At 37.9% G+C, this 23,885-nt stretch carries 18 protein-coding genes; 2 read left to right on the forward strand and 16 right to left on the reverse strand.

The genetic code is table 11. The annotated features are described in order from the left end of the window. Positions 1-110: 110 nt before the first annotated feature. The 11 genes from HC000_RS12005 to HC000_RS12055 form a co-directional block, all read right to left on the reverse strand. Positions 111-3,050, reverse strand: a complete 2,940-nt coding sequence (locus tag HC000_RS12005) for a TonB-dependent receptor (RefSeq protein ID WP_179807761.1) — start codon at positions 3,048-3,050, stop codon at positions 111-113. A gap of 858 nt (positions 3,051-3,908) precedes the next feature. Beyond that, entirely contained in the window at positions 3,909-4,424 is a 516-nt protein-coding gene (gene dps / locus HC000_RS12010) for a DNA starvation/stationary phase protection protein Dps (protein WP_058374077.1), read from the reverse strand. Positions 4,425-4,719: 295 nt separating this feature from the next. Then, complete coding sequence (gss, locus tag HC000_RS12015; protein WP_179807789.1) at positions 4,720-6,588, reverse strand: bifunctional glutathionylspermidine amidase/synthase; 1,869 nt, start codon at positions 6,586-6,588, stop codon at positions 4,720-4,722. 120 nt (positions 6,589-6,708) lie between these two features. Then, entirely contained in the window at positions 6,709-7,320 is a 612-nt protein-coding gene (locus HC000_RS12020; protein ID WP_179807762.1) for a DUF6515 family protein, read from the reverse strand. 239 nt (positions 7,321-7,559) lie between these two features. Next, positions 7,560-8,909: a cation:dicarboxylase symporter family transporter gene (locus HC000_RS12025; protein ID WP_179807763.1), complete on the reverse strand. Its 1,350-nt coding sequence runs from the start codon at positions 8,907-8,909 to the stop codon at positions 7,560-7,562. 171 nt (positions 8,910-9,080) lie between these two features. Beyond that, the gene (locus tag HC000_RS12030; RefSeq protein WP_179807764.1) at positions 9,081-10,007 is read right to left on the reverse strand and encodes a glycosyltransferase; all 927 of its coding nucleotides are present in this window, start codon (positions 10,005-10,007) and stop codon (positions 9,081-9,083) included. An 80-nt stretch (positions 10,008-10,087) separates the two neighbouring features. Continuing rightward, a complete protein-coding gene (locus HC000_RS12035) occupies positions 10,088-10,654 on the reverse strand; it encodes an acyltransferase (protein WP_179807765.1) in 567 nt (188 codons plus the stop codon). Position 10,655: 1 nt separating this feature from the next. Beyond that, on the reverse strand, positions 10,656-11,729 hold the full coding sequence (locus tag HC000_RS12040; RefSeq protein WP_179807766.1) for a DegT/DnrJ/EryC1/StrS family aminotransferase: 1,074 nt from the start codon (positions 11,727-11,729) through the stop codon (positions 10,656-10,658). A 9-nt stretch (positions 11,730-11,738) separates the two neighbouring features. Next, positions 11,739-12,617 (reverse strand): glucose-1-phosphate thymidylyltransferase RfbA, encoded by an 879-nt coding sequence (gene rfbA / locus HC000_RS12045; protein ID WP_179807767.1) that lies wholly within the window; start codon positions 12,615-12,617, stop codon positions 11,739-11,741. After that, a complete protein-coding gene (rfbB, locus tag HC000_RS12050) occupies positions 12,614-13,696 on the reverse strand; it encodes a dTDP-glucose 4,6-dehydratase (RefSeq protein ID WP_179807768.1) in 1,083 nt (360 codons plus the stop codon). Before rfbB ends, rfbA begins: the two co-directional genes overlap by 4 nt. Positions 13,697-14,145: 449 nt before the next feature. After that, complete coding sequence (locus HC000_RS12055) at positions 14,146-14,508, reverse strand: DUF1971 domain-containing protein (RefSeq protein WP_179807769.1); 363 nt, start codon at positions 14,506-14,508, stop codon at positions 14,146-14,148. A 610-nt stretch (positions 14,509-15,118) separates the two neighbouring features. On the opposite strand from HC000_RS12055, the gene HC000_RS12060 reads away from it, so the two are divergent. Next, positions 15,119-15,592, forward strand: coding sequence for a VOC family protein (locus HC000_RS12060; RefSeq protein WP_179807770.1), 474 nt, complete (start codon positions 15,119-15,121; stop codon positions 15,590-15,592). A gap of 32 nt (positions 15,593-15,624) precedes the next feature. Here the strand turns inward: HC000_RS12060 and HC000_RS12065 are convergent, their stop codons facing one another. From HC000_RS12065 to HC000_RS12075, 3 genes are all read right to left on the reverse strand, one after another. Continuing rightward, positions 15,625-16,500, reverse strand: coding sequence for an endo alpha-1,4 polygalactosaminidase (locus HC000_RS12065; RefSeq protein ID WP_179807771.1), 876 nt, complete (start codon positions 16,498-16,500; stop codon positions 15,625-15,627). Between the two features lie 120 nt (positions 16,501-16,620). Beyond that, on the reverse strand, positions 16,621-17,808 hold the full coding sequence (locus HC000_RS12070) for a GGDEF domain-containing protein (protein WP_257025512.1): 1,188 nt from the start codon (positions 17,806-17,808) through the stop codon (positions 16,621-16,623). A gap of 472 nt (positions 17,809-18,280) precedes the next feature. Then, positions 18,281-19,423: an alkene reductase gene (locus tag HC000_RS12075; RefSeq protein WP_179807773.1), complete on the reverse strand. Its 1,143-nt coding sequence runs from the start codon at positions 19,421-19,423 to the stop codon at positions 18,281-18,283. 118 nt (positions 19,424-19,541) lie between these two features. On the opposite strand from HC000_RS12075, the gene HC000_RS12080 reads away from it, so the two are divergent. Beyond that, positions 19,542-20,459, forward strand: a complete 918-nt coding sequence (locus HC000_RS12080; RefSeq protein ID WP_011329095.1) for a LysR family transcriptional regulator — start codon at positions 19,542-19,544, stop codon at positions 20,457-20,459. A gap of 84 nt (positions 20,460-20,543) precedes the next feature. On the opposite strand, the gene HC000_RS12085 is transcribed toward HC000_RS12080, so the two are convergent. Further along, positions 20,544-21,815, reverse strand: a complete 1,272-nt coding sequence (locus HC000_RS12085; protein ID WP_179807774.1) for a mechanosensitive ion channel domain-containing protein — start codon at positions 21,813-21,815, stop codon at positions 20,544-20,546. Between the two features lie 117 nt (positions 21,816-21,932). Continuing rightward, positions 21,933-23,816, reverse strand: a complete 1,884-nt coding sequence (locus HC000_RS12090; protein WP_011329093.1) for a propionyl-CoA synthetase — start codon at positions 23,814-23,816, stop codon at positions 21,933-21,935. Positions 23,817-23,885: the final 69 nt, after the last annotated feature.

The raw sequence follows: 23,885 nt of genomic DNA on the forward strand, positions 1-23,885 counted from the left end.
GGTGCTCGCAAAGACACAAAAATATCCGGTTAGGTATAAACGAAAAAACACCACTCGTTCTTAAACGAGTGGTGTTATGCATAAAAGCAGGCTTTAGTTTCCAGGGAAAATTAAAATTTAGCGCGAATGCCTAAGCTATAACGGCGATCCGCCTCAGTGTACTTCCAAGCACCACCTAGTTCAGAGAGGTAGATTGAAGGTTCACCGGTTAAGTTTGTTGCGTTACCTACTAGGGTAACGTTTTCGTTAATGTCCCAACTTGCAGAAAAGTCTAACTGGCCTCTGTCATCGCGGTAGTTATTACCATAAACAGTGCCGTCTTCTGAAATGCCGCCAGTTGAGTTAATATTTTCTACGCGTTTTTCGTTTTCAGTACTTAAAAAGCCGTCACGGTAGTTATAAGCAAGGCGAGTAGAGAAGCCTTCGTATTCCCAAAATACTTGTAAGTTATATGTATTTTCAGAAATGTCTAATAGTGGGTTGCCGTTTGGCTGTTCGCTGTCTGCGTAGGTGTAGTTTGCATTAATACCTAAACCAGAAAACGCACCCGGCAGGCTTGTAAAGAACTGCTGGTAACCTACTTCAAAACCTTGAACCGAGCCATTTTCACCGTTAATGTTTTTAACGGTATCGATGCCGGTAAGCCCTGCATCTCTAAGGCCCGCAACATGGTTAAAGCCATCTGCATCTACTGGGTAGTTAGTTGCATCAGAGTAAACCATATTATCTTGAGATACGCCGGCAGTATCAAGCTGACATACTTGGTTCCACTGTGTTACGTTTTGCAGTGCAGCGGTAGTTGATGAGGCAACACACGTACTTTCGTTGCTTAAAAATGACTTAACATCTTTATAAAATAGTGCAAAAGACAATACGTTACCTTCGTCAAAGTAATGCTCTACAGATAAGTCGTATTGGGTTGCGCGGTATGGTTCTAAATCAATAGCTCCTTGAGTTGCACCGGTTCTGTCGTTATTTACGTCAAATGCAGGGCTTAGCTCACTAAAGTCGGCTCTGCGCATAACTTTTGCTGCAGCAAAGCGAAATAGTGTTTCGTCTGAATAGTTATATGTTACGTTTAAGCTAGGTAAAAAGTCGGTGTAATCATTTTCACCCGTCACTTTCACACCGTTTTGATAAACACTTGACTCAAGATCTGTTGTTACATAACGAGCGCCCACAATGGCTGTAACGCTATCAAAATCTAAATAAGCCGATATATAAATTGCAGCTGTGTCTTCAACTACATTTTTGTATGCGCTTTCTTGAAACTCTTGGTTGTCGTGTAAGCTCCCAGTAGACGCTAAATTAGTGCCTGCTAATAGTTGCTGTAATTGAGCATACGTATTACTTGGGTTAGATAAACCGTTATAAGTAAGGAATGTTAAAAGATCGTTTTGACCAGAATGACCTAGTTGATTAAAAGAGTTATCGTGGCTCATAGTTGTAAAGCTGCCAGGGAATAGGGCGTTATAATCATCGGCCCATAAAGTTGCTAATGACCCATCTGAGTCGTTAATAGCATTTTTATAAATATCTTTAATTTCTACTTTGTATTGTTCATATTCATAATCGCGTTTAGTAGCACGAACACCTGCTTTTACTTTAGAGATCCAGTTTGCACTGCTTAGCGGCTCAAACATTTCAATATCAAAACGAACCGCTGTTTCATCATTATTGGTTTTTCTATCTTCGCTTTTGAATGTTCTTAATGCTAAATTTTGTGGATTAGTAAATGCAGTTGGATCTGAATGTATAATGCTTGGTAAGCGATTACCGTCTTGTGAAAATGCGCCATCATATAAATTATTTACTAAATCAACACCGCCACTGGCTTCAAACGTCGATTTTTCGATTGGACGTAATGTAAATTCTGAGTCAGGTCTTATGCTTTTTGACGATGCAACAGCAACTTCACCAGAAATTTTGATGCTATCGGTAAGGTTCCATTCTGCACCAAGTGCATTTGAAAACGAGTCAGTATCACGAAAGTCACTGTATGTTTTAGGAATGCCAAATTCGTTAGTTAACGTATAGTTATTTACGCCGTTAGCGTCTTGTGTGGTGTTTGCATCTGTTGATAGTGAACCTGCTACACCTAAAATAGAGTTACCAGCTTGCTCACCAGAGCGCTTAGTGCCACTTAAATCAAGGTACATCATGCCATTACCCGACTGTGGTGCCCACTGAAGTGATAAATTTACAGCAGTACGTTCACGTTTTTCTACATATTGCTCAATACTGTGCTCATCTCTGACGATGGCGTTACCGCTTGCTGTATTTCCTTCTTGACCGTTAATTAATATGTCTTGAGGCTTTACGCGGCTAGACGTTTCGTCTTGGCGAATTTCACGATCTTGATATGAAACCATGACAATAGCGCCAAACGTACCCATTTCATCAAAGTCCCAATTATTACCAACAGATCCACTAAATATTGGCGCTACGTTTTCGGTTTTATCTGCGTATTCTGCATCTAACGACATAGCTGCTGTTAGTTTATCTAATTCTAATGGGCGCACTGTTCTTAAACTAACCGTACCACCAAGCGCACCTTCAATCATATCGGCAGTTGGCGACTTAACAACTTCTACCGTTTTTAAGAAACTTGATGGAAAATCTTGAAGGCTAATGCCATCACGAGAATCGCCAATAGTAGAGCGACCATTTAATTCAACCCGGTTTTGCGGTAAACCACGAATCGAAACACTATCACCCACACCAAAGTCAGAATTAATAGATACGCCAGTAATACGTTGCAGGGCTTCGGCAATGTTATTGTCTGGTAATTTACCAATGTCTTCTGCAACAACAGCATCAACAATACGACCGTCAGTACGTTTAAGCATTGCAGCGGCTTTCATACTGTTAAGAATTCCTTTTACTTCAATAACCTCTATGTTTTTATCTGCTGTAGCTGAGGTGTTTTCAGACTCTTGTGCAGCTAAAGTAGATGATGTCATTAAAATAAGTGCGGCCGCGCTAATAAGTGCAGGATTACTTTTATGTTGTTTATTGATTAGTGAGGAAGTAATTCGATTAAGCTTCATGTATCTCTCCCGTTTGGGTAATTGTGTGTTGATGATGTGTTTTGGTCTACCAATTTTTAGGTGCTTTGCTTTTTTTTGGTAATACTTAAAGTGTGGTTAAAATTAGTCCAATTAAGTTTTAATTTCAAGCTTTGTTTACCAGTAATGTGAATTTGGTATTACAATTGCGGTTGTTTTTTTTGTTTAATATTTAACAAATTTAACAAGTTATGTTTTTAATTTATTTTGTAATCGCAGTTAAAAAGTTTAATTTAATGTTGGTATATAGGTTTGTTATTGCTATTTATTAATTATAATTTTTAAAAATACGGTAAATTTAACCTCACTTGTTTGGGAGGTTTGGGGTTTTAACCTATAAAAAACTCATTACTTTAGATAAAAAAGTGCTAATTAGTGCCAAGGCGATAAAAAGAAGTTTACTTACAGAGGGATGTGAAGCGTTTATTTAAAATAAGAAATATAAATCACTTGCTGGTAATGGCTTTGTTGTTTTTTACTTTAAGTTTAAAATAAAATTGGTTAACCTGTTTTTTTGCTGGTATCAATAAAGTATTGGCTGGTATTAATAGTATAAAATTTAAATGCAGATGTACGAGGGTTTAATCGGGAGGAATTTGGTTTTATTTTTAATTTGTTTGCTGAGCGTGCCATTATTTAGTGGCTACTTGGGGGTAACTTTTTAAGAGCAAAATGCAGATATTTAGCTACATAGGCGTGTAATTAGCTTAGTAGGTTATTATTTTATTAAGCTATTAGCACTTAAAAAGCCCGCATTATTAAATAATGCGGGCTTTTTTAATTTTAAATTATTAACTAACAATAAATATTTAGTTATTTATGCCAGTTATAACAGTGGATCTACTTTTGTAGTTCACCTGTTGATGATTCAAGGTGAGCACGAATAAACCATTGAAATTGCTCTAGCTCGGCTAGTTGGCTGGTGATCATGTCCTCAGAAACCGGATCAAGATCAGCAAGCGTATCTATGGCTTTACGATGATCGCTATTAATACCGCTATACACATTATCGAGTGCACTTAAGTGTTCGGTAACAAGGGCTTTACCAATTGAGTACTCATCCCATGTACGGCGATCAACAATTGATTTTGGCGTACCAACAGGTACGCCACCTAGCGTTGCAATGCGCTCTGCGATGGTGTCTGTCATTTCACGTACAACCGCAACTTGTGGGTCTAGCATTTCATGCACGCCAATAAAATTAGGGCCAACCACGTTCCAGTGAATATGTTTAAGGGTAAGTTGTAAGTCAATTAGCGCAACCATACGGTTGTCGAGCGTAGCGATAGTTTTTTCTGCTGAATCGTTACTCATACCTGGAGCGGTAAATTTAGCTGTTTTGTTACTATTACTCATAATTTCTCCTACTTAATTATTTTGCCCATTAATTACTATATGAACATACTTTACTTTATTTAAAGCAATCGCCATGCCGAGAAGTAAATTAAAATAAAGTTGTTTATATACAATTAGATAGAGTTTTTATTTGAGGGGGAGAGTGATGTTAAGTATTACATATTTGAAAACTGTGCACTTTTTTGTAAATTATGCACAGTGTAATAAATATCATAGTTAATGGGCTTAGTTATTATATTTAATTGCTAAGTCCTGCAACTAAGCCCTACAAAGTGCTGCTTATTAATTTTACGAGTTACTCAATTCGCAGCGCCATACAGTCACTATGGCCATTAATAATCATGCTTTTATCAACTCGCACACCCGCACCAGAATATTTACCTGCTGTGGTAAAGCTGCATATTTGTACAAAGTAATCGTCTACTTTTGGTAGTGCAAATAATTGCTGATATATTTGCTCTTGGGATGCAAAGTGTCCGGCGGTTTCCTCAATGGTTTGTTGTTGCTGATCGACTAGTTGAATATTTGCTCCACAGCGGCCAACAATGGGTTTTACTACATAGCCGGTTTGTAATAATTCATCACTGAGCTCAAACGCGGTATTGAGCAAATATTTATGATTAGGAAATAAACTCCACAGCACAGGTAAGATTGCTTTATTACTGGGGATCAGTGTCCATAATGGTTCAAAAACCATGACATTTTTACGCAATAATACATCAGCCAACCGCGGGGTTGCGCCTGCTTGCCATTGCGGCTCAAAATTATGATTTTGAGCTTGATCAGCCTCGCATTCATCACGAATTTGCTCAAGTGCTGTTTCCCACGACCAGGTTTTCCATACGTAATTAAGTTTATTGCCATCGGCATCAATTATATTGCCAAAGTCGTCCCAAGACAGAGTACTTAAACCAATAATAATTTTGCACTCAAAGCCTGCTGCCGCAATTGTTTCTTTCATAAATAAAGCATGGTAATGCTCTTCTGGGTCGTCATCTTGAAGAATATGAACTAAACCTTTTACTTCACTTTTTCGCCATGCTTTTACTAAGTCTTTAAATAAATCTTGCCCTGCATCAATACCCGTTTTAACCCCAAAGTGCTTTGCCCACTTACCCTGAACTTTACCGCTTTCCATATAACACGAAGCGGAGTCGCAGTTGTATTCATACACTTTTAAGCCTGCGGGGGTTAGTGCAAAGTCAAAGCGACTGGTGATCAATTGATTTAAGCGGTTATCCCACGATTGACGAATTTTATTGAGTACTACTTCAGGTAAATTAAACTTTTTTAATAGCTCAGGGTGCTGTAACACATAATCGGTGGCATGCATAAATAAGCCATGCAGCTCATTAGTGGCGTGCTCAATGGCTTGTTGGGCTGTGTGTGAAATAGTAAAGTAGCTATGTTGATCCTCTGCATTGGAGGTAAGCTTGTGGCCTTGCATCATGTCTACATAGGCGGCTTCGTCATCATTAGCAATATTTAACCATGACTTTGCAGCTTGGCCTGTATCGGCAATATAATTAGATTTTATTGTAAATAAATCGGTGTTTATTTCAGTGGTAGGTTCTGCGTGTTCAATTTGATCAGTTTGGGTCATCCAGCCTAAAATAGTTGCATCGTTATAAGAGCATTCAATCCAATAGTCGCCATCTTTGGTTATTTTAGCTTTAAGCTCGCGGCACCAATTTTGACCTTGTGGCCATGTTTGATGGCCAACATTTTGCTCAGCAAGACGAATTTTATCAGGGTGAACTTCTACTACTATGGCAACATGGCCGGTTTCTTCAAACTCACCACCTTCTTCCCAAATAAGTAAACTACCAACTTGAGGGTGATGCTTTGCGCCATTTTTAAATGCTTGTAAGGGAAGTCTATTTTGGCTGTTAACTTCACGTACTGAGCGTAGCTCAAAAATATCGTAAGCCATGGCTATGTCATCAAAAATATAACCATGATTGAGATACATCCAGCGCCTAGCAAATTCAACGCACTGCCATTTATAACCCATATAAATGCCATCTAAATAACTGCGATAGGCACTGCGGTTAGGGTAAATGCTTTCGTCGGCAGAGTCATAGTCTGACGAGTAAACAGCAACATTACCAGGTGCGTAACCTAATAGTTCACCAAAATCACGAGCTGGAGTGCTAGTTTTCATAACAAGTTTGTTCAAAATAAAGGCCTATAATCTGCTGACTATAGGAGCGAAGTAGCTTGATAGCAAGATAAAATGCTATGCCCTTATTTATGTTTTTATTTGCGACAGATAGAGGCAGTATTAATTGAGTTTAACTGCGAGATATTTAATTACATCATCACTAATTTGCGGTAAAAAATAAATGTCATCATATTTAAAGTACTGCACCGAACTAATAGTTACGGGCTTTGCTGCCGTTGGTAGCGAGTCGTAAAACTGCCCAAGCTTATAGCTGCTGGTGTTGTTTACTTTAATTGCTCGGTTAACCTGTATTTTAGGCGTATCTACTACTGTGTAGCCGTTATTTTCGGCAATATAATATACATTTTGATAGGTATAATAAGTGTTATTGCGATGCCTTAAACGTGAGTGGTATTTGGGCAGTGATCTAATATGTAATCCTCTTGGTGGCATAACTTCTCGATAGCCTCTGCTGTGTTTACGATAGTAAGTGCCATTATGGGTATTAAATACCGCACCATTAAAACGTACCGATACGCTATTACTAGGAATATGACGTATCACTTTACCTGGTTTATGGTGTTTGTTGTGTACATTTTGCGAGTTTGCAAAGGCGTTACTTGAGAGCATAGTAAGTGCTAAAAATACCGCTAACAAAACAGTTAAGTTAATAGTGTTTAGCTTTGTAGTTGCTAGTTTCACAGCTATAGGTTTCACAGTTATTTTTTTCATAGTGATGTCTCGCTTATGTTTTTTATACATAACCGATATTAGAGCCTGAAACTGAATAGCAACTGATAGCGGCTGTAATTGCACAAAGCTTTACATATGTTTACATAGCTATAATGCTTGCGGATAGGGTTTTGAGCGTGCTAATTGAGCTGGGAAGTGGTTGATTAAGGGCTGTTTTGCGGGGGTATATAATAGTAGCGCAGTATAAAAAGCCCAGCAAAGCTGGGCTTAATTATTAATTAGTCTTGCTGTGGCGTTTTCATTATTTTACTAGTGATCACACCAGAAGTAATAGAGCCCGACACATTGAGCGCAGTACGCGCCATATCAATTAATGGTTCTATTGATATAAGTAGCGCAACAATTTCTATGGGCAATCCCATTGTTGGTAATACCACTAGTGCAGCAAAAGTTGCGCCGCCGCCTACACCGGCAATACCAAAAGAGCTAATCACTACAATACCTATTAAGGGTAGAATAAACTCAAAAGTCATCGGGTCTATTCCCACACTAGGTGCAACCATCATTGCTAGCATTGCAGGGTAAATTCCTGCACAGCCGTTTTGACCAATCGTAGCACCAAAAGAGGCTGATAAATTAGCAATAGCTGGTGGAACTTTTAGTTGGTTTACTTGTGTATCTATGTTCATTGGAATTGACGCCGCAGAACTGCGCGAACTAAAAGCAAAGGTCATTACTGGCCAAATTTTAGTAAAATAATGCTTTGGACTAACCCCAACTAGGCTTAACAGTATGCCGTGTACAACAAACATTAATAAAATAGCGACATAAGAGGCGATAATAAACGCCAATAAATTAAGAATGTCGTTACCACTAGAGTTTGCGACTACATTCGCCATTAACCCTGCAACACCGTAAGGTGTTAAAGCTATAACCATTTTAACTAAGCTCATTACCGTGGCTTGTAAAGCGTTTACACCGGTACGAATAGGCGCTGTAAGTTCGCTGCGCTCTAGCATTACTTTACGTGCTGCAATGCCTATTAACACGCCAAAAATAACCACGGCAATAATAGAGGTTGAACGTGTATTACCTAAATCGGCAAATGGGTTTTCTGGAATAAAGCTAAGCAACATTTGTGGCACATTTAAGTTAGCAACATTAGCCGCTTTACTCTCTAAAGTAGTCATTTGTGCCGCTTCACGAGTGCCGGCCACTAATCCTTCTACGCTTAAGTTAAAGCCATAAGTAACGGCAATACCAACCAATGCAGCAAGAGCTGTGGTAACCAGTAAAATAGAAATACTTACAAAAGAAATCTTACCTAAAGAGCCTTGGTTTTCAAGTTTGACTACCGCGGCAATCATAAACACTAATACCAAAGGCATAATGACCATTTTTAATAGCCCAACATAGCCTTTACCAACAACGGCAACCCAACTTAAAACATGGTTAATAACTTGGGGTTGTTCAGCAAATAAAAATTGTAAAACCAAACCAAAAACACTGCCCAGCACTAAGCCAAATAAAACGGTGCGTGATAACGTTTTACTTTTTTGCGAAAAAAGATAAATCGCGAATAACAGACCAACAAACAATGCCAGCATTAATAGTACAGCAAGCGACATAATATCCTCTTCATTAGCTGTGATTTAGCGGCGCACTTTAACGCTTTAAACCTATTTAAGAAAATACACTTTCGCTATGACTTAGAAGAAATTGTTATGCATTGCTAATATTTGGTTATAAGGGATTGCAAGTATTTTGTAAACGAGGTGTGTTTAGAGGAGCTTGTCCTATTACCATAAAAACTGTGTGAAATTATAAACAGCATGCCTGAAAGTTATAAATTTATAATATGACCAAGATAATTCAATAAGTTCTTTCGCAAGTTTAGTGTATTTTAGTTTAAGACATAGTTGAGTTGCTATATATAGCTCTCTCGCTATTGCAAAGTTAGCGTCTTCATGACTTATTGTATTATTACGCAATTGGTTAAATACAGTAAGATATGCATATGCTTCATTTTTAATTTCAGATTCTGTCATATTTTTACGAACACCAGACCAAGAGCCTTCAACACCAGTACGATAAACAGAGGTTATGTCATCAATATATAAAGCACCATTCTTACAGCTTCCAAGTATTTGAATAAAATAATCACCCACGGGAGCTTGATAAAACCATTCTGGTAAGTTTTTCAATATATCTGATTTTATTAAGATTGAAGCAGTAGCCATGCCGCCGCCACCGATTCTTATAATTTCAGATAAAGAATAGGTATTGGTCTGATTACGTTTTTTAAAGTAAACTTTTCTTTTTCCTGAAGTTGACTCTTTATATGCATTTGTAAAACAAAAATCATGGTCTGACTGATTAATTAGATCATACTGTTTTTGTAATTTATACTCGTCGATCCAATAATCATCGCCTTCACATATTGCGATATACTTTCCTTTTGCTGCTTTCCACCCAGAAATAAAAGGTTTATGCATATTAATAGAATACAGATTTTTTTCTTGAAATATTGGGAATATTAAATCGGGATATGTCTTTTGAAATTCACGAATAATCTCTGCTGTTTTATCTGTTGATGCATCATCATGAACGATTACTTCAAAATTAAAATTAGTCTTTTGCTCAACGATACTTTCAAGACATTCACGGATATATTTTTCTTGATTGAATGTGAATATACAAACCGATACTTTAACTTCTGTACTCATTTTTATTTAACTCATTATTTAATAGATATTTGCCACGCGGATTAAAATCTAATTTAAAGCAGTAAACGCTTAGTAAAAATTTATTTTTTTTGCTCAATAAGCTTTTCTTCAAGCTTAAGGAGGTTTTGGCTTCTCTGTTTTATTTTTTTTACAGGGGTGCCCGAATAAATATAAAAGCCTTCACAGGACTTGTTTACCAAGCTGAGAGCACCAATAGCAACTCCATCTTCCAGCGTCGTATTAGGCAAAATGATGCTCCCAGAACCTACGATTACATGTTGTCCAATCGTAACATCTCCATGAAAAACATTTGTAAACTCACTAGGTACAGTTGGGTTAGTCATATAATTGCCACTGTAGTCATCACTACTACTATAAATTGAAACATGGGAAGATATCCCACTAAAACTTTTCAATTTTATTCTTTTTGCACCTATTAAAGATGAGTAAACAGCTATATGCACATGATCTTCAATTATAATTCCTCCATCACCGGCGGAGAGTACAGCAAAATCATCTATTCGACTATTACTGCCTATTACAATATTTTTACAGTTATAATAAGAAGCTTTATCAGATAGTAAAGTGTTTTCTCCCACATACTTGAAGCCCATTGCTAGAATTTCATCTCTTGTTAAATATGCCATATTAAGAAGCCTCTATAATATTTATTATTTTATTTCTGTTTTCGGCACTTAGGCCAGGGTATATAGGTAAACATAAAATCCTACTTGCTATACTTCTAGAGATCACACATATCCTGTCAGACTTTAGGTATTCAAGAGTATCTAAGCTTGGATAGAAGTAACGTCTTGGAAATATTCCATTTTCTTTTAATTTTATCTCCGTGTTTAAAAGCTCTATTTCTGAGTTAAATAATACGGGAGCATACGCGTGATTGTTAAAGCTGTCGTCATTCCATTGTTGGAATGAGAGTCGGTCATATGGTAATTCTGATAAATACTTCTGCCATATTTTAGCTCTTTCAGATTTTACTAGATCTATTTCATCAAGCACACATAAACCCATAGCTGCTTCAAACTCATTCATTTTGGCATTAGTTCCAAGTGAATTTACTTTCACAGGGCTGACTATACCAAAGTTCATTAATAATCTTATTTTTTGGGCTAGTTCATCATTATTTGTAATTACTGCACCGCCCTCAATAGTATGAAACAATTTAGTCGCATGAAAGCTTAATGTGCTTATATCACCATAGTTTAAAACACTCTGTCCCTTGTACTCTGTTCCAAAAGCATGTGCTGCATCGTAAATAACTTTAAGGTTATGCTTTTGCGCTATTTCTTGAATTTTTTCCACATTGCACGGATTACCAAATACATGTACAGGTACAATCGCACTAGTTTCAGGGGTTATGTTTTTTTCAATAAGGTTAGTGTCAATATTGAAAGAGTTTGGATCAATATCAGCAAAAATAGGCTTTAATCCCTCCCAGACTAAAGTGCTGGTAGTGGCAGCAAAGCTGAAGGGAGTTGTAATTACCTCCCCTTTTAACTCCAAACTTTTATATGCTAATTGTAGCGCAAGGGAACCATTAGCAACTAAAATAATGTGTTTCACGCCTAAATACTCTTTTAAGCGTTGTTCCAGCTCCTTCAGAAGGCTACCATTATTTGTTAACCAGCCACTGTCATAGATACGATCAATATATGCTTTATACTTCGTTTTATTTGGGAGGTATGATTTAGTAACAGGGATCATATATATTATCTAACCTTCAATTAAGTCTAATAGATATTGGCCGTAACTATTTTTGCTTAATAGGTTACCGATACGTTGCAGGTCTTTACTTGAAAGCCAACCATTATTATATGCAATCTCTTCCAAGCAGGCAATCTTATAGCCTTGGCGCTTTTCAATAGTTTCTACAAACATACCTGCTTCTAATAAGCTTTCATGGGTGCCTGTATCTAACCACGCAAAACCGCGTCCTAATAGCTCTACATTCAAGTCCCCACGTTTTAGATACTCTTGGTTAATACTAGTTATTTCTAATTCACCTCGAATGGAGGGCTTAACTTGTTTGGCTATATTAATAACGCTATTGTCATAAAAATATAAACCAGTAATAGCATAGTGAGATTTTGGCTTAAATGGTTTTTCTTCAATTGATAAGACGCGTTTATTTTTATCAAACTCAACGACACCAAAGCGCTCAGGATCCTTTACTTGATAACCAAATATACTTGAGCCTGTCACTTTTGATGCTGCTTTGCGGAGCATAGGACCGAAACCTTGCCCATAAAAAATGTTATCGCCCAAAACTAAGCAAACATTACTTTCGCCAATAAACTCTTCGGCGATAATAAAGGCTTGCGCTAATCCATCTGGGTTTGCCTGTTCAGCGTAAGAAAGCCTAATACCTAACTCACTGCCATCACCTAATAAACGTTCATAGCTAGCAATATCCTGTGGGGTACTAATTAACAAAATGTCACGAATACCTGCAAGCATTAGTACTGATAAAGGATAATAAATCATTGGCTTATCATAAATAGGAAGCAGTTGTTTTGAAACGCCTTTGGTAATTGGATATAAGCGCGTCCCACTCCCACCTGCTAACACAATTCCTTTCGTGTGATGACTCATATTTTCACTCCTAATCGGTCACGTCTATAATTACCATTCAGTACTCGTTGGCACCATTGCTGGTTGTTTAAATACCAAAGTACAGTTTTACGAATACCAGATTCAAAGGTTTCTGCTGGCTTCCAGTTAAGTTCTTTACCTATTTTAGTTGCATCTATAGCATAGCGACGATCGTGGCCTGGTCTATCTGTTACATGAGTTATAAGTGATGCATAAGAAACGAGATCTGAAGAGTTTGGTGCTAATTCATTAAGAATTTCACATATAGTTTGGACTACTTGCAAATTAGTTTTTTCGTTGTGTCCGCCTATATTATAAGTTTCTCCAACTTTACCTTTTGTTGCTACTTTGTATAATGCGTGAGCGTGATCTTCCACATAAAGCCAGTCACGTATTTGGTCGCCCTGACCATAAATTGGTAAGTCTTTGCCCTCTAAAGCATTAAGAATAACCAGTGGGATAAGCTTTTCTGGGAAATGATAAGGGCCATAATTATTGGAGCAGTTAGTGATAAGTGTAGGAAAGCCATACGTACGCAACCATGCCCTTACTAAATGATCAGAACTAGCTTTGCTAGCGGAGTAAGGGCTACTTGGTTCGTAAGAAGTGTTTTCTGTAAATAGATGTTCTAATGCGTTTGTGCTGTCACTTGGATGAGGTAGATCACCAAAAACCTCGTCGGTACTTATGTGATGAAAGCGAAAAGCTTGCTTGCGTCCATTATCTAATTCATTCCAGTATGCACGAGCTACTTCTAGCAAAGTGTATGTACCTACGATATTAGTTTGAATGAATTCAGAAGGACCGTCGATTGACCGATCCACGTGACTTTCGGCTGCCAAATGCATAATTATATCGGGCTTATGCTGTTTAAATATTTGCTCCAGCCTACTTCGATCGCATATATCTGCTTGCTCAAAAGTATATCGGTCATTATTACTAATGCTTAGTAAGTTTTCTAAATTCCCGGCGTAAGTAAGTTTGTCTAGATTAATAACACTATTATCAGTGTTATTAATGATATGACGTATGACGGCGGAACCAATAAAACCCGCACCACCAGTAATTAGAAACTTCATTGAAATCCTTAGCGATCTATTTTTAAACTTTAATCTACTATCAGCCTAAATATAAAGCTTGATGATATGAATATCTTGTACTCTACTACTTCATAATAAAGCGTTCTTATTTTACTGGAACATGGAAGTTAACACAATGAGAGTCTTTTAAATCAAGTGTTTCGTAACAATCTAGCTATTTTTAACATTGATAAATTTGCCTTGCTGCAGAAAGGCTACTGAAAAGGTTGTATTGAATTAGATTCCATTAATTTTCATGGCATATAACGGGTTAACATCAATAGCGCAAGTGTGCTCTAAAGACAATTGGGCGCAAGATTGGATTGATATGATCAAACATAAACAAGGCTAATATGCAGTGCATTTGGCATTAATTGCACCGTTATTTATTAAAGCACTTAACTAAATGTTAGGTGCTTTTTTGTTTGTACGTAAATTAGTTATTGGTATTAATCTAAAATAGGTTTGCTATGAATACGTGAACTTTTAAATAGGGCTTTATTGCCTGTATCGGCTTCGGCCCAAAAGTTGATATTAAATTGCGCGTCGTCGCTTAGCTCTACTTTATGCCAATATTGTGGTGGGCTGGTAGCAAATTGCCCCGCGTTAATTACAATGGTTTGCTCAGGCTCTGTGGCTTCTTCATTTGCAAATCCGTAAAAGGTAACCGTGCCTTGCATAACGCAAATTTGGCCAAACACACCTTCGGCTGTGTTGTGGTGAGTAAGTAACGCTTTTGGAATGTTGTCTTTAGTAAAAAAGTGAGTGGAGCGTTTTATTTTCCAGTGACTTGGTATAGTTAAGTGACTCATAACAATTCCTTTTTTGTATTAGTAAAACAAATATAAATGTTTAAATCATTTCTGCATCAATATGGCGCATTAAATTAGTTACCCAATTAATATACTGACGATGTATTTTACTACCGTTGTAATTAAGGTTAGTCGAATCTTGGTAATTGATAGAATAGGCTGTTTTGTCATAATTAATATTAACGATTAATTGATGAGTACGAATATTAAGAATTCCCTTTATTTTACCTTCACTAACAGGAGCACACTGCCAACCTAGTTGAATGCAGGCTTTTAAAATACCTGTTTCAACATCTGCTGTGTTATTAATTATTTTCGATGTTTGTGGAATAAGGTTTTGTTCAAAGTTTTTAATTGGTACTGAGGTTGAACAACCCGCGAGTGCAGTAACGCCGTGGCTATAAAAAGTGTTGCTTGCTTTTTCATGTTAATCCTTTTGTTTAAATATGCAGCGTATCAGTAAATATTATTAAGGGGTAGATACTAGCAAAATTTACTAATAATTTTGCAAATAAATGCTGTTAATATTTATAAATAAACACGTGTTTATTTTATATTACCTGCCAATTTAGACTAACCTTTAAGGAGAACATATAACGAGGAGCACACCATGGCGGTATCAGCTATTCCAAAAGGGTATCATTCAATAACGCCTTATTTAATTATAAATGGCGCACAACAAGCAATTGATTTTTATTGTGCAGCTTTTGATGCGCAGCTAGTTATGCAAATGCCTATGCCTGAAGGCGGCATTGCTCATGCAGAAATTAAAATTGGTAATTCACATATTATGATTTCAGATATGTGCCCAGATGCTCACTTTAAAAGCCCTACAGAGCTAGGCGGTACACCCGTAAGCATAATGTTATATGTTGATGATGTAGATACGGTATTTGCAAAAACCATTGCGTTAGGAGCGAAAGAAATACGCCCCGTTCATGATCAGTTTTATGGTGATAGAGCAGGTACGCTGCAAGATCCTTTTGGCCACGTATGGACCATTGGTACTCATAAAGAAGATATTAATGAGCAAGAGCTCAGAAAAAGAATGGTAGATCTTATGAGTAAAGATCAAGATGCTTAGCTTTATAAAATAAAGGTAAGTAAACAAGACTTTTACAAACAGCTAATCCTAAATTCGTCATCTAGGTTTATTGGCAAAACCAGTGAACTAAATTGCCTATTAATAGCATCATCACACATATTGTTAAGCTCAGTGCTGCTTTTACTATACTTACTATTATATTCAACATGAAAAACAGCTTTATTGCTATTTATAAAAGGGGTGAGTAATTCGCACTCTTGATACTCATAGCATTGCTCGTTTACTGCAAAATCAAAATAATTATGCAGCTCATTTACCTGATGAAGATTGTTTTTTAAGCCAACCGCCAAGCCACGAGTATGCGCCTGATTTGCTATAAAGCGAGTAAACACAAGTTGATCGTTTGCAGTTAAATTAAAGCCTGAATTATTCATATAGCCGTCAACGTTATCGGGCTCTACGCCGTCACATCCTTTTTGTACGGCTAAATCTAGCCGACTAGCCATTATTGCTTGCACATTAGGAGATCGAATATCTAACCAACGCTCTCCTTGCCAATTGGCTAAAGAGTTACCTAATTCGTTGATTAAAAATTGGCTTTTATCACTTCGCCACGATTCATAAGAACCCGCTGAAAAATAGCAAATAACCCGCTTGCCTTGGGCTTGTAATGTTTGTATTAACTGTTCTGAAGAGTCGAATAGGTCTATGTCGTAAATATTAACATTATAGTTAGTATTTATTGTGCCAGTTAGCTGCCACTGCCAGCTGCTCCCTAATGCGGGTTTATACCAGTTACCGGTAGTAATAGGGGAAATTGCAGGCTCTGCTTGGCTGAGGGAAGTTGCTGGTGTATTGTCATTTTTACCGCAGCTACTCATACTTGTTAGCAGCAAAAATATAACACAGTGGCCTGCGGTTTGTTTGTTAAATGAACACAAAAACATAACATACTCAAACGGTATTAGTAGTTATTAATTTAGCTTAAAAAGGCTAATAAATATATTGAAAACTATGCTCTTCTAAATATATTTAGAGCTAGGTTTATTTAGCTCTAAAATTCACTGTTACTGACTAACGTTATTACGACCTTTTTTCTTGGCTCTGTATAAAGCTAAATCAGCATTTTTTAAAGCTTGATCAAAGCTCTCCTTAGGTTCTCGTTGAGCTACGCCAATTGAAACTGCTACATTGACCGTTTTATATTCATCAGATTTTTTGTTTTTTCTAGCTGTTTTATCAGTCCGCTTTGGGTTTCTAATCACCATATCGTAGGTTGCAATATTTTGTCGCAATATCTCAAGCTCAGGGATTGATTGTGATGCTGTTTTTCTGGGGAATACAACAGTAAACTCCTCACCGCCATAACGATAAATTTTCCCCCCACCTTTTACTTCACTCATTTTAGCAGCGACAAGCTTTAAAACTTGATCACCAATATCATGGCCATATGTGTCATTAAATTTTTTAAAGTGATCAATATCTAGCATGGCAACTGTATATTTTCTACCTAGCGACAAGGCCAGTTGGTTAAGCGCACGGCGTGTAGGCAAACTGGTCAAGTCATCTCTATAGGCTAAATAATATGAATCAGTGCTTACTGCTAATAAATACAATGAACACATGGCTACGGCTATTAACGACCAAGGAAGTGCTATGAAATTTAGCTGATTTAAACACCAGACAATAAGAGTAATTAATAGTGCTGTTAACGTTAAGCTATTATTACGTAAACTTCGCCAAACAAGTAATAGGCCTATTAAAGATAAAGGTAAAGTAACTGCAATATAAGGTTGTAGCTGTAACCAGAATTTGGTTTTTGGCAAAAAACCATCGATATTTTGGCTTATTTTCAACCATAGAAATGTAATTACGCCACACAAAAGAATAAATATAAGTCGAGTTATAGTGTGTACCGAAATAATTGCACGATCTTTTATCAAAGCTAATAGCATTAATAAGCTTGCACCACATAAAACTACCCACTCGACATTTGCTGTTAACCACTTAGACCAAAGTAAGTTATAGTTTATTGATAATAAATAGAGCGTCCAAAATAAACATAAAATGGCAACGCGACTTCGGTTAAATTGAGTTGCAAAAATAGCCGTTATAATTAGTAACGGGTACACTAAGTAATTAATAATTATTAGTTTATCTTGCCACTGAGCTTGAAATTGAATGAGTAATGAAAACAAGCCCAAAACAATTATAAGACTTAAAAAAGTAGATTTAATCCCTTTTAATTTGAACAACCAATACTCCAAAGACTTATATCTAAAAATAAAAGCGTTATTGTATTGATATAAAAAATATTTGCTACTTTAACATGGGTTTAAGATTGTAAAATCGTATTTTATGATTAGTTTTTGTAGCTGATGCAAGCGCTTTATATGGTTATTAAAATAAAAATCGGTTTAAGGTTATTAAGGAGTAACTAAAATAATAGGCGTAATTAGGTTTTGTATTTATTACAGGGATATAAAATTACAGCAATTATGATTCGAGGCAGTTTATTTTAAATGTTTACAGTAAGTTATGTTTCGGCTCATGTGGTGGCTGCGTATGTTTAACATTTATGCTGAGTTATTATTTATAAATAGGAAAGGACTGCTTAAATATCAAACAGGCTGCTAAAAAGTAACCCTCTAATGTTAAGGGTGGAGTGATAATATGTGCACTTAACAAGTTCAATTTTAATATTAGGCCTTCCGTGGCCTGCTTAAATTAAATGTTTTTATAGTATGGATAATCACTATAACCAATCTCTGTGCCGCCATACATAGTGGCTGCATCAGCTTCATTTAAAGGCCATTGTTGTTTAATACGCTCAGGTAAATCGGGGTTCGCAATAAAAGGGCGGCCAAAAGCAAACAAGTCACCGTAGCCGTTATTTAAAATACGCAGTGCTTTATCTACCGTGTATTTTCCCGCATATATAATTCGACCAGAGAACTGCGCCCTAGCTGCTTTATAAAACTGCTCTGGTAAATCGGGTGCGTTATCCCAATCGGCTTCAGCAATCGATAAGTAAGCAATACCTGCTTGTTCAAGTACCTTAATCGCTTCTATGTAGGTATTTTGTGGATCAGACTCGACCAAACCCAAATAAACGCGGGTTTCATCTGTGCTGCTAAAAAGTGGTGCAAAGCGAACGCCTAAGCGATCAGCGCCTACAACCGCGCTCACAGCAGCAACAATTTCTTTTAAAAAACGCAGACGATTAGTAAGTGATCCGCCGTATTGATCGTCACGCACATTAGTGTGCTCTGAAATAAATTGATTAACTAAATAACCGTTAGCACAATGTAGTTCAACGCCGTCAAAGCCGGCTTCTAATGCATTTTTTGCTGCTTGCGCATACATATTAACTAACTCGCTCACTTCATCAGTACTTAAAGCGCGCGGTGTACTTGGTTCACTTAAAGCACCTTGGCCTGGGCCGGTTTCAATAAACACCTTAACGTTGTCAGCTGTAATTGCTGAAGGAGCTATTGGCTTGGCTTCATTAGGTTGCAAACTGGTGTGCGATACACGGCCAACATGCCACAGTTGAGCAAATATAATGCCCCCTTTAGCATGCACAGCTTGAGTTACTTTTTTCCAACCTTCAATTTGCGCCGCAGAATGTATACCAGGAGTCCATGCATAGCCTTGACCTCTTGGCTCTATTTGCGTGCCTTCGGTAACCATAAAACCAGCGCTGGCACGCTGCGCATAATAGGTTGCCATTAAGTCGTTAGGAATATTACCTGGTTGGGTGCTACGAGAACGTGTAAGTGGTGGCATTACTATACGGTTTTTAAGTGTATAAGGGCCAAGTTCTACAGATGAAAATAACGAGCTGGTATCAGAAATAGATTGATTCATTAAAACTCTCTCTTAAAGCAAACTTAGTGGCTTATTACCTCGTAATTAACAAGGTAAAGTATGTTGATGCTTAGCTGTTTAAGCAATGTTGGTAAGCGTAGAGCTTTAAGGGTACAATTTGAAACAACACTTTATTGTTTTAGATACAATTATGAATGGTATTAACCGGCTCGATATTAAACAGCTCAGGGTACTAAATGCCTTGCTTGATTTAAAAAGCTTGTCGCAGGTTGCACGTAAAATGGGCTTAACCCAGCAAGCAATTAGCGAGCAACTGCGTAAACTACGTGACTTATTTGACGATCGTTTGTTTATTCGCCAAGGAAATAGCATGGTGCCAACGCCTAAAGCGTTATCTATGCAGCAACCTATTAGCCATATTTTAAAGCAACTTGAAATGCTGTTAGAGCCCGATGTATTTACACCGCAAACATACAAAGGTGTATTTACTATTAGCGCGACAGACTACGCAACTCAAGCCTTGTTACCGCAGCTTTTTAATATAACTAGGCGAGAAGCCCCCGGATTAAAACTAATAGTGCGCGACTTTGCCTCAGATAATGTTAACCAGCTAATTACGGCGGGCGAGCTTGATTTACTGATTAGTTTTCCTGAATTTATTCCAGATAACTTAGCTTATGTTACTTTGCTTGAAGAGCAGCATTTATGCGTTACAGGTTGTGGCAACAAGCTAACAAATGAGCCGTTAACACTGGCACAAATTGCAGCTTATCCGCAGCTAGTGGTATCACCTTCGCGTGCCAATTTACGTGGTTCTCACGATCAGTGGTTTGCAGCAAAGGGCCTTAAACGCAATATTGTTATGTCGGTACCTAGCTTTTCGGCAGTACCAAACATTCTTCATACAACCGATATGATCGCGTTTTACCCAGCGCGATTACTACCAAACAATAAAGTACAAGAGCTAACCGTGGAAGCATTGCCGCCGCCTTTTAAAGTAATAGCTGCATGGCATCCACGTACCAGTGAAAGCCCAATTCATCGCTGGATACTGGAGCAATTAAAAGTAATTTGAAGTGTGAATAAATTTTAGCGAGCAACACTCGTTTTATAGTGTTACTCGCTAATATAGGAGCTAACGATAAAGTAAGCCGTAATTTTAGAGCTTACCTATCGACAAAGATCGCACATCGTTACCTGTTGGCGACTCATGTGCTTTAAGGTAAAACACCGGTAAAATAGCCAGTATATGGTCAAAAATATCAGCTTGAATACCTTCGTACTCTGCCCACACTGTGGTGTTGGTAAAGGTGTAAATCTCGATAGGTAAGCCTTTATTAGTTGGCTCTAATTGCCTTACCATTAGGGTCATATTTTGATGGATTTTAGGGTGTTGTTTTAACAGTTCTATTAAATAATGCCTAAAGGTACCGACGTTAGTTAAGCGGCGGCCATTAAGTAGGCAACTCATATCTTTGCTAGCGTTTTCGGCGCTAATAGATGATATTGTGGTATCTATATATTTGGTTAGTAAATTTGCTTTTCTAAGCTCAGTGAGCTCTTGTTCATTTAAAAAGCGCACACTGTTCATTTCTAAATGAATACTACGTTTTATTCTACGACCGCCCGATTCCGACATGCCGCGCCAGTTTTTGAATGAATCAGAAATAAGCGCATACGTAGGTATTGTAGTGATGGTTTTATCCCAGTTTCTTACCTTTACCGTGGTAAGTGCAATGTCAATTACATCGCCATCAGCGCCATACTTGGGCATTTCTAGCCAATCACCTACCGCTAACATATTATTAGCAGAGAGCTGAATACCTGCCACTAAACCTAAAATAGCATCCTTAAACACCAACAGCATAACGGCTGATAACGCACCTAAACCACTTAATAAAATTAATGGTGATTTATTCATTAATAACGACACAGCTAAAATACCGGTTAATACACTGGCAATTAACTTAATGGTTTGTAATAACCCTCGTATCGGGAAGTGGGCTCTGACTGCGCGCCTATCAGAAATAACCTGAAAAATATCGAGCAACGAAAACAGTGATAGTAAAGAGAAGAGAATGATCCATTGGTCGGTAACCATTTCAATAATATGTAAAAAGCTACTCCCTTCGGGGATCCAAAGCCTAGCTTGAATAACGACAACCGCACCTTGAATTACAAAAGAGATATGTTTTGCAAGTTTAAATGCTAACTCGGCGGGAGTTTTTGCATCAGGCTGAACAATTCTTTCGCTAAAGCGACCTTTAAGAAAGTGCTTAGCTGAGTTTCTGATAATTAAATGTAAAATTATGGCAAAAATGGCGAGCCAGCAAAGTACTAAAATGTCGTACCATAAAAGAGGGTTAGCGGGTAAATATTGGCCAAACCACCCCAGTAAATACTCACGTAGTTCAGCTCTTATATCTGTCATTTAATCTCCGTTTACATCATAAAGTTATTTATTTATTCCAAGGTTATTTAAGCAGAAGGCGTAGTTAAAGTCTATCTTCACTCGGTGCCGATAGACTTTAACTATAAACAGTTCGTTTTATTTTTCAGCAAGTTGTTCACTTAACTCGGCAAAAATACTGGGGTCGTCAATAGTCGATGGAATTTGCAGTTCTTCGCCATCAATAAGCTGGCGTAAGTTTTTGCGTAAAATTTTCCCTGAGCGTGTTTTAGGTAAGCGCTCAACACACATAATATTTTTTAAACACGCGATAGCACCAATTTGGTTACGTACAGATTGCACAAGCTGTTGTTGTACTTCTTGGTGAGAGCCGGTAAAACCGTCTTTCAGTACTATCATCGCCATTGGGTTTTGCCCTTTAAGCGCATCGTTTACACCAAATACAGCACATTCTGCAACCGCAGGGTGGGCGGCAACAATTTCTTCCATTTCGCCGGTAGATAGCCTGTGGCCAGCAACGTTAATTACATCATCGGTACGACCCATAATAAATAAGTAGCCGTCTTCGTCTATGTAGCCACCGTCTCCCGACAGGTAATAGCCTTCATATTCGCTCAGGTAACCTTGTTTATAGCGCTCGGTATTTTGCCAAATTGTTGACAAGCAACCCGGCGGTAAGGGCAGTTTTATTACTACTGCGCCACTTTCGTTAGGGGCACATTCTTCGCCTTCCATATTTAAAATACGTACGTCAAAGCCCGGTGTAGGAACGGTTGAACTACCTGCTTTGGTTTCTAAGTGTTCAATGCCAATAGGGTTACAAGCAATAGCCCAGCCGGTTTCTGTTTGCCACCAATGATCGAGCACAGGTAGGCCGGTTTTTTCTTTTAACCAACCGTAAGTAGCGGCATCAAGGCGCTCACCGGCTAAAAATAACCGTTTTAAGCTAGATGTATCATATTTTTTAAAACCCTCAGCTTCAGGGTCTTCTTTTTTAATTGCTCTAAATGCAGTAGGCGCGCTAAATAAGGCTGTTACTTTATGCTCCTCTACTACTCGCCAAAATGCACTGGCATCTGGGGTGCGCACTGGTTTGCCTTCGTAAAGTACAGTTGCACAACGATACATTAACGGCGCATATACTATGTATGAGTGACCCACCACCCAGCCAATATCAGACGCAGCCCAAAAAACTTCGCCAGGCTCCATACCATATACGTTTTTCATGCTGTAATTAAGGGCAACAGCATGGCCGCCATTTTCACGTACTACACCTTTAGGTAATCCTGTGGTGCCTGAGGTATATAAAATATATAGCGGATCACTACCACTTACAGGTACAGGGTCAACAGCTTGTGCTGTTTGCATAGCCTTTGCCCAATCAATATCTTGGCCGCTATTGAGTGTTGCGGTTGCTTGTTCGCGTTGATAAATTACGCAGTGATCAACTTTATGCGTGGCGCGCTTAATGGCGTCATCTAATAAGGGTTTGTATTCAATAATATTACTTACTTCTACACCACAAGAAGCACTTAATACTAATTTAGGTTTAGCATCATCAATACGCACCGCTAATTCATGAGCTGCAAAGCCACCAAAAACCACAGAGTGCACTGCACCTAAACGAGCACAAGCTAGCATGCCAATCACTGCTTGTGGGATCATGGGCATGTAAATAACCACACGGTCGCCTTTTTGCACACCTAGCGATTGCATTACACCGGCAAACTTAGCCACTTCTTGTTGTAGCTGTGAATAATTATAAGTTTGTTTAGTATTGGTAACAGGAGAGTCGTAAATAAGCGCAGTTTGCTCGCCAAAGCCGGCTTCAACATGTTGGTCAAGTGCTAAGTAGCTAGTATTAAGCTGGCCATCATCAAACCAATGGTATAAGTCATCGCTGTCTTGTGTATAGGCATTTTGGGGTGTTTTATACCAAGGAATACACTTACTTTGTGCTAACCAAAATTCAGCTGGGTTTTGTTTGAAGGCGTTATAATGCTGTTTATATTGACCTGACATAAATGATCCTAAAACTAAAAAAGAGTGTGAGAGATATTAAAAACTAAGCGTTTTTGCTTAATTATTATA

The sequence above is a fragment of the Pseudoalteromonas sp. MIP2626 genome, from assembly GCF_013414205.1.
Classification (GTDB): Bacteria; Pseudomonadota; Gammaproteobacteria; order Enterobacterales; family Alteromonadaceae; genus Pseudoalteromonas; species Pseudoalteromonas nigrifaciens.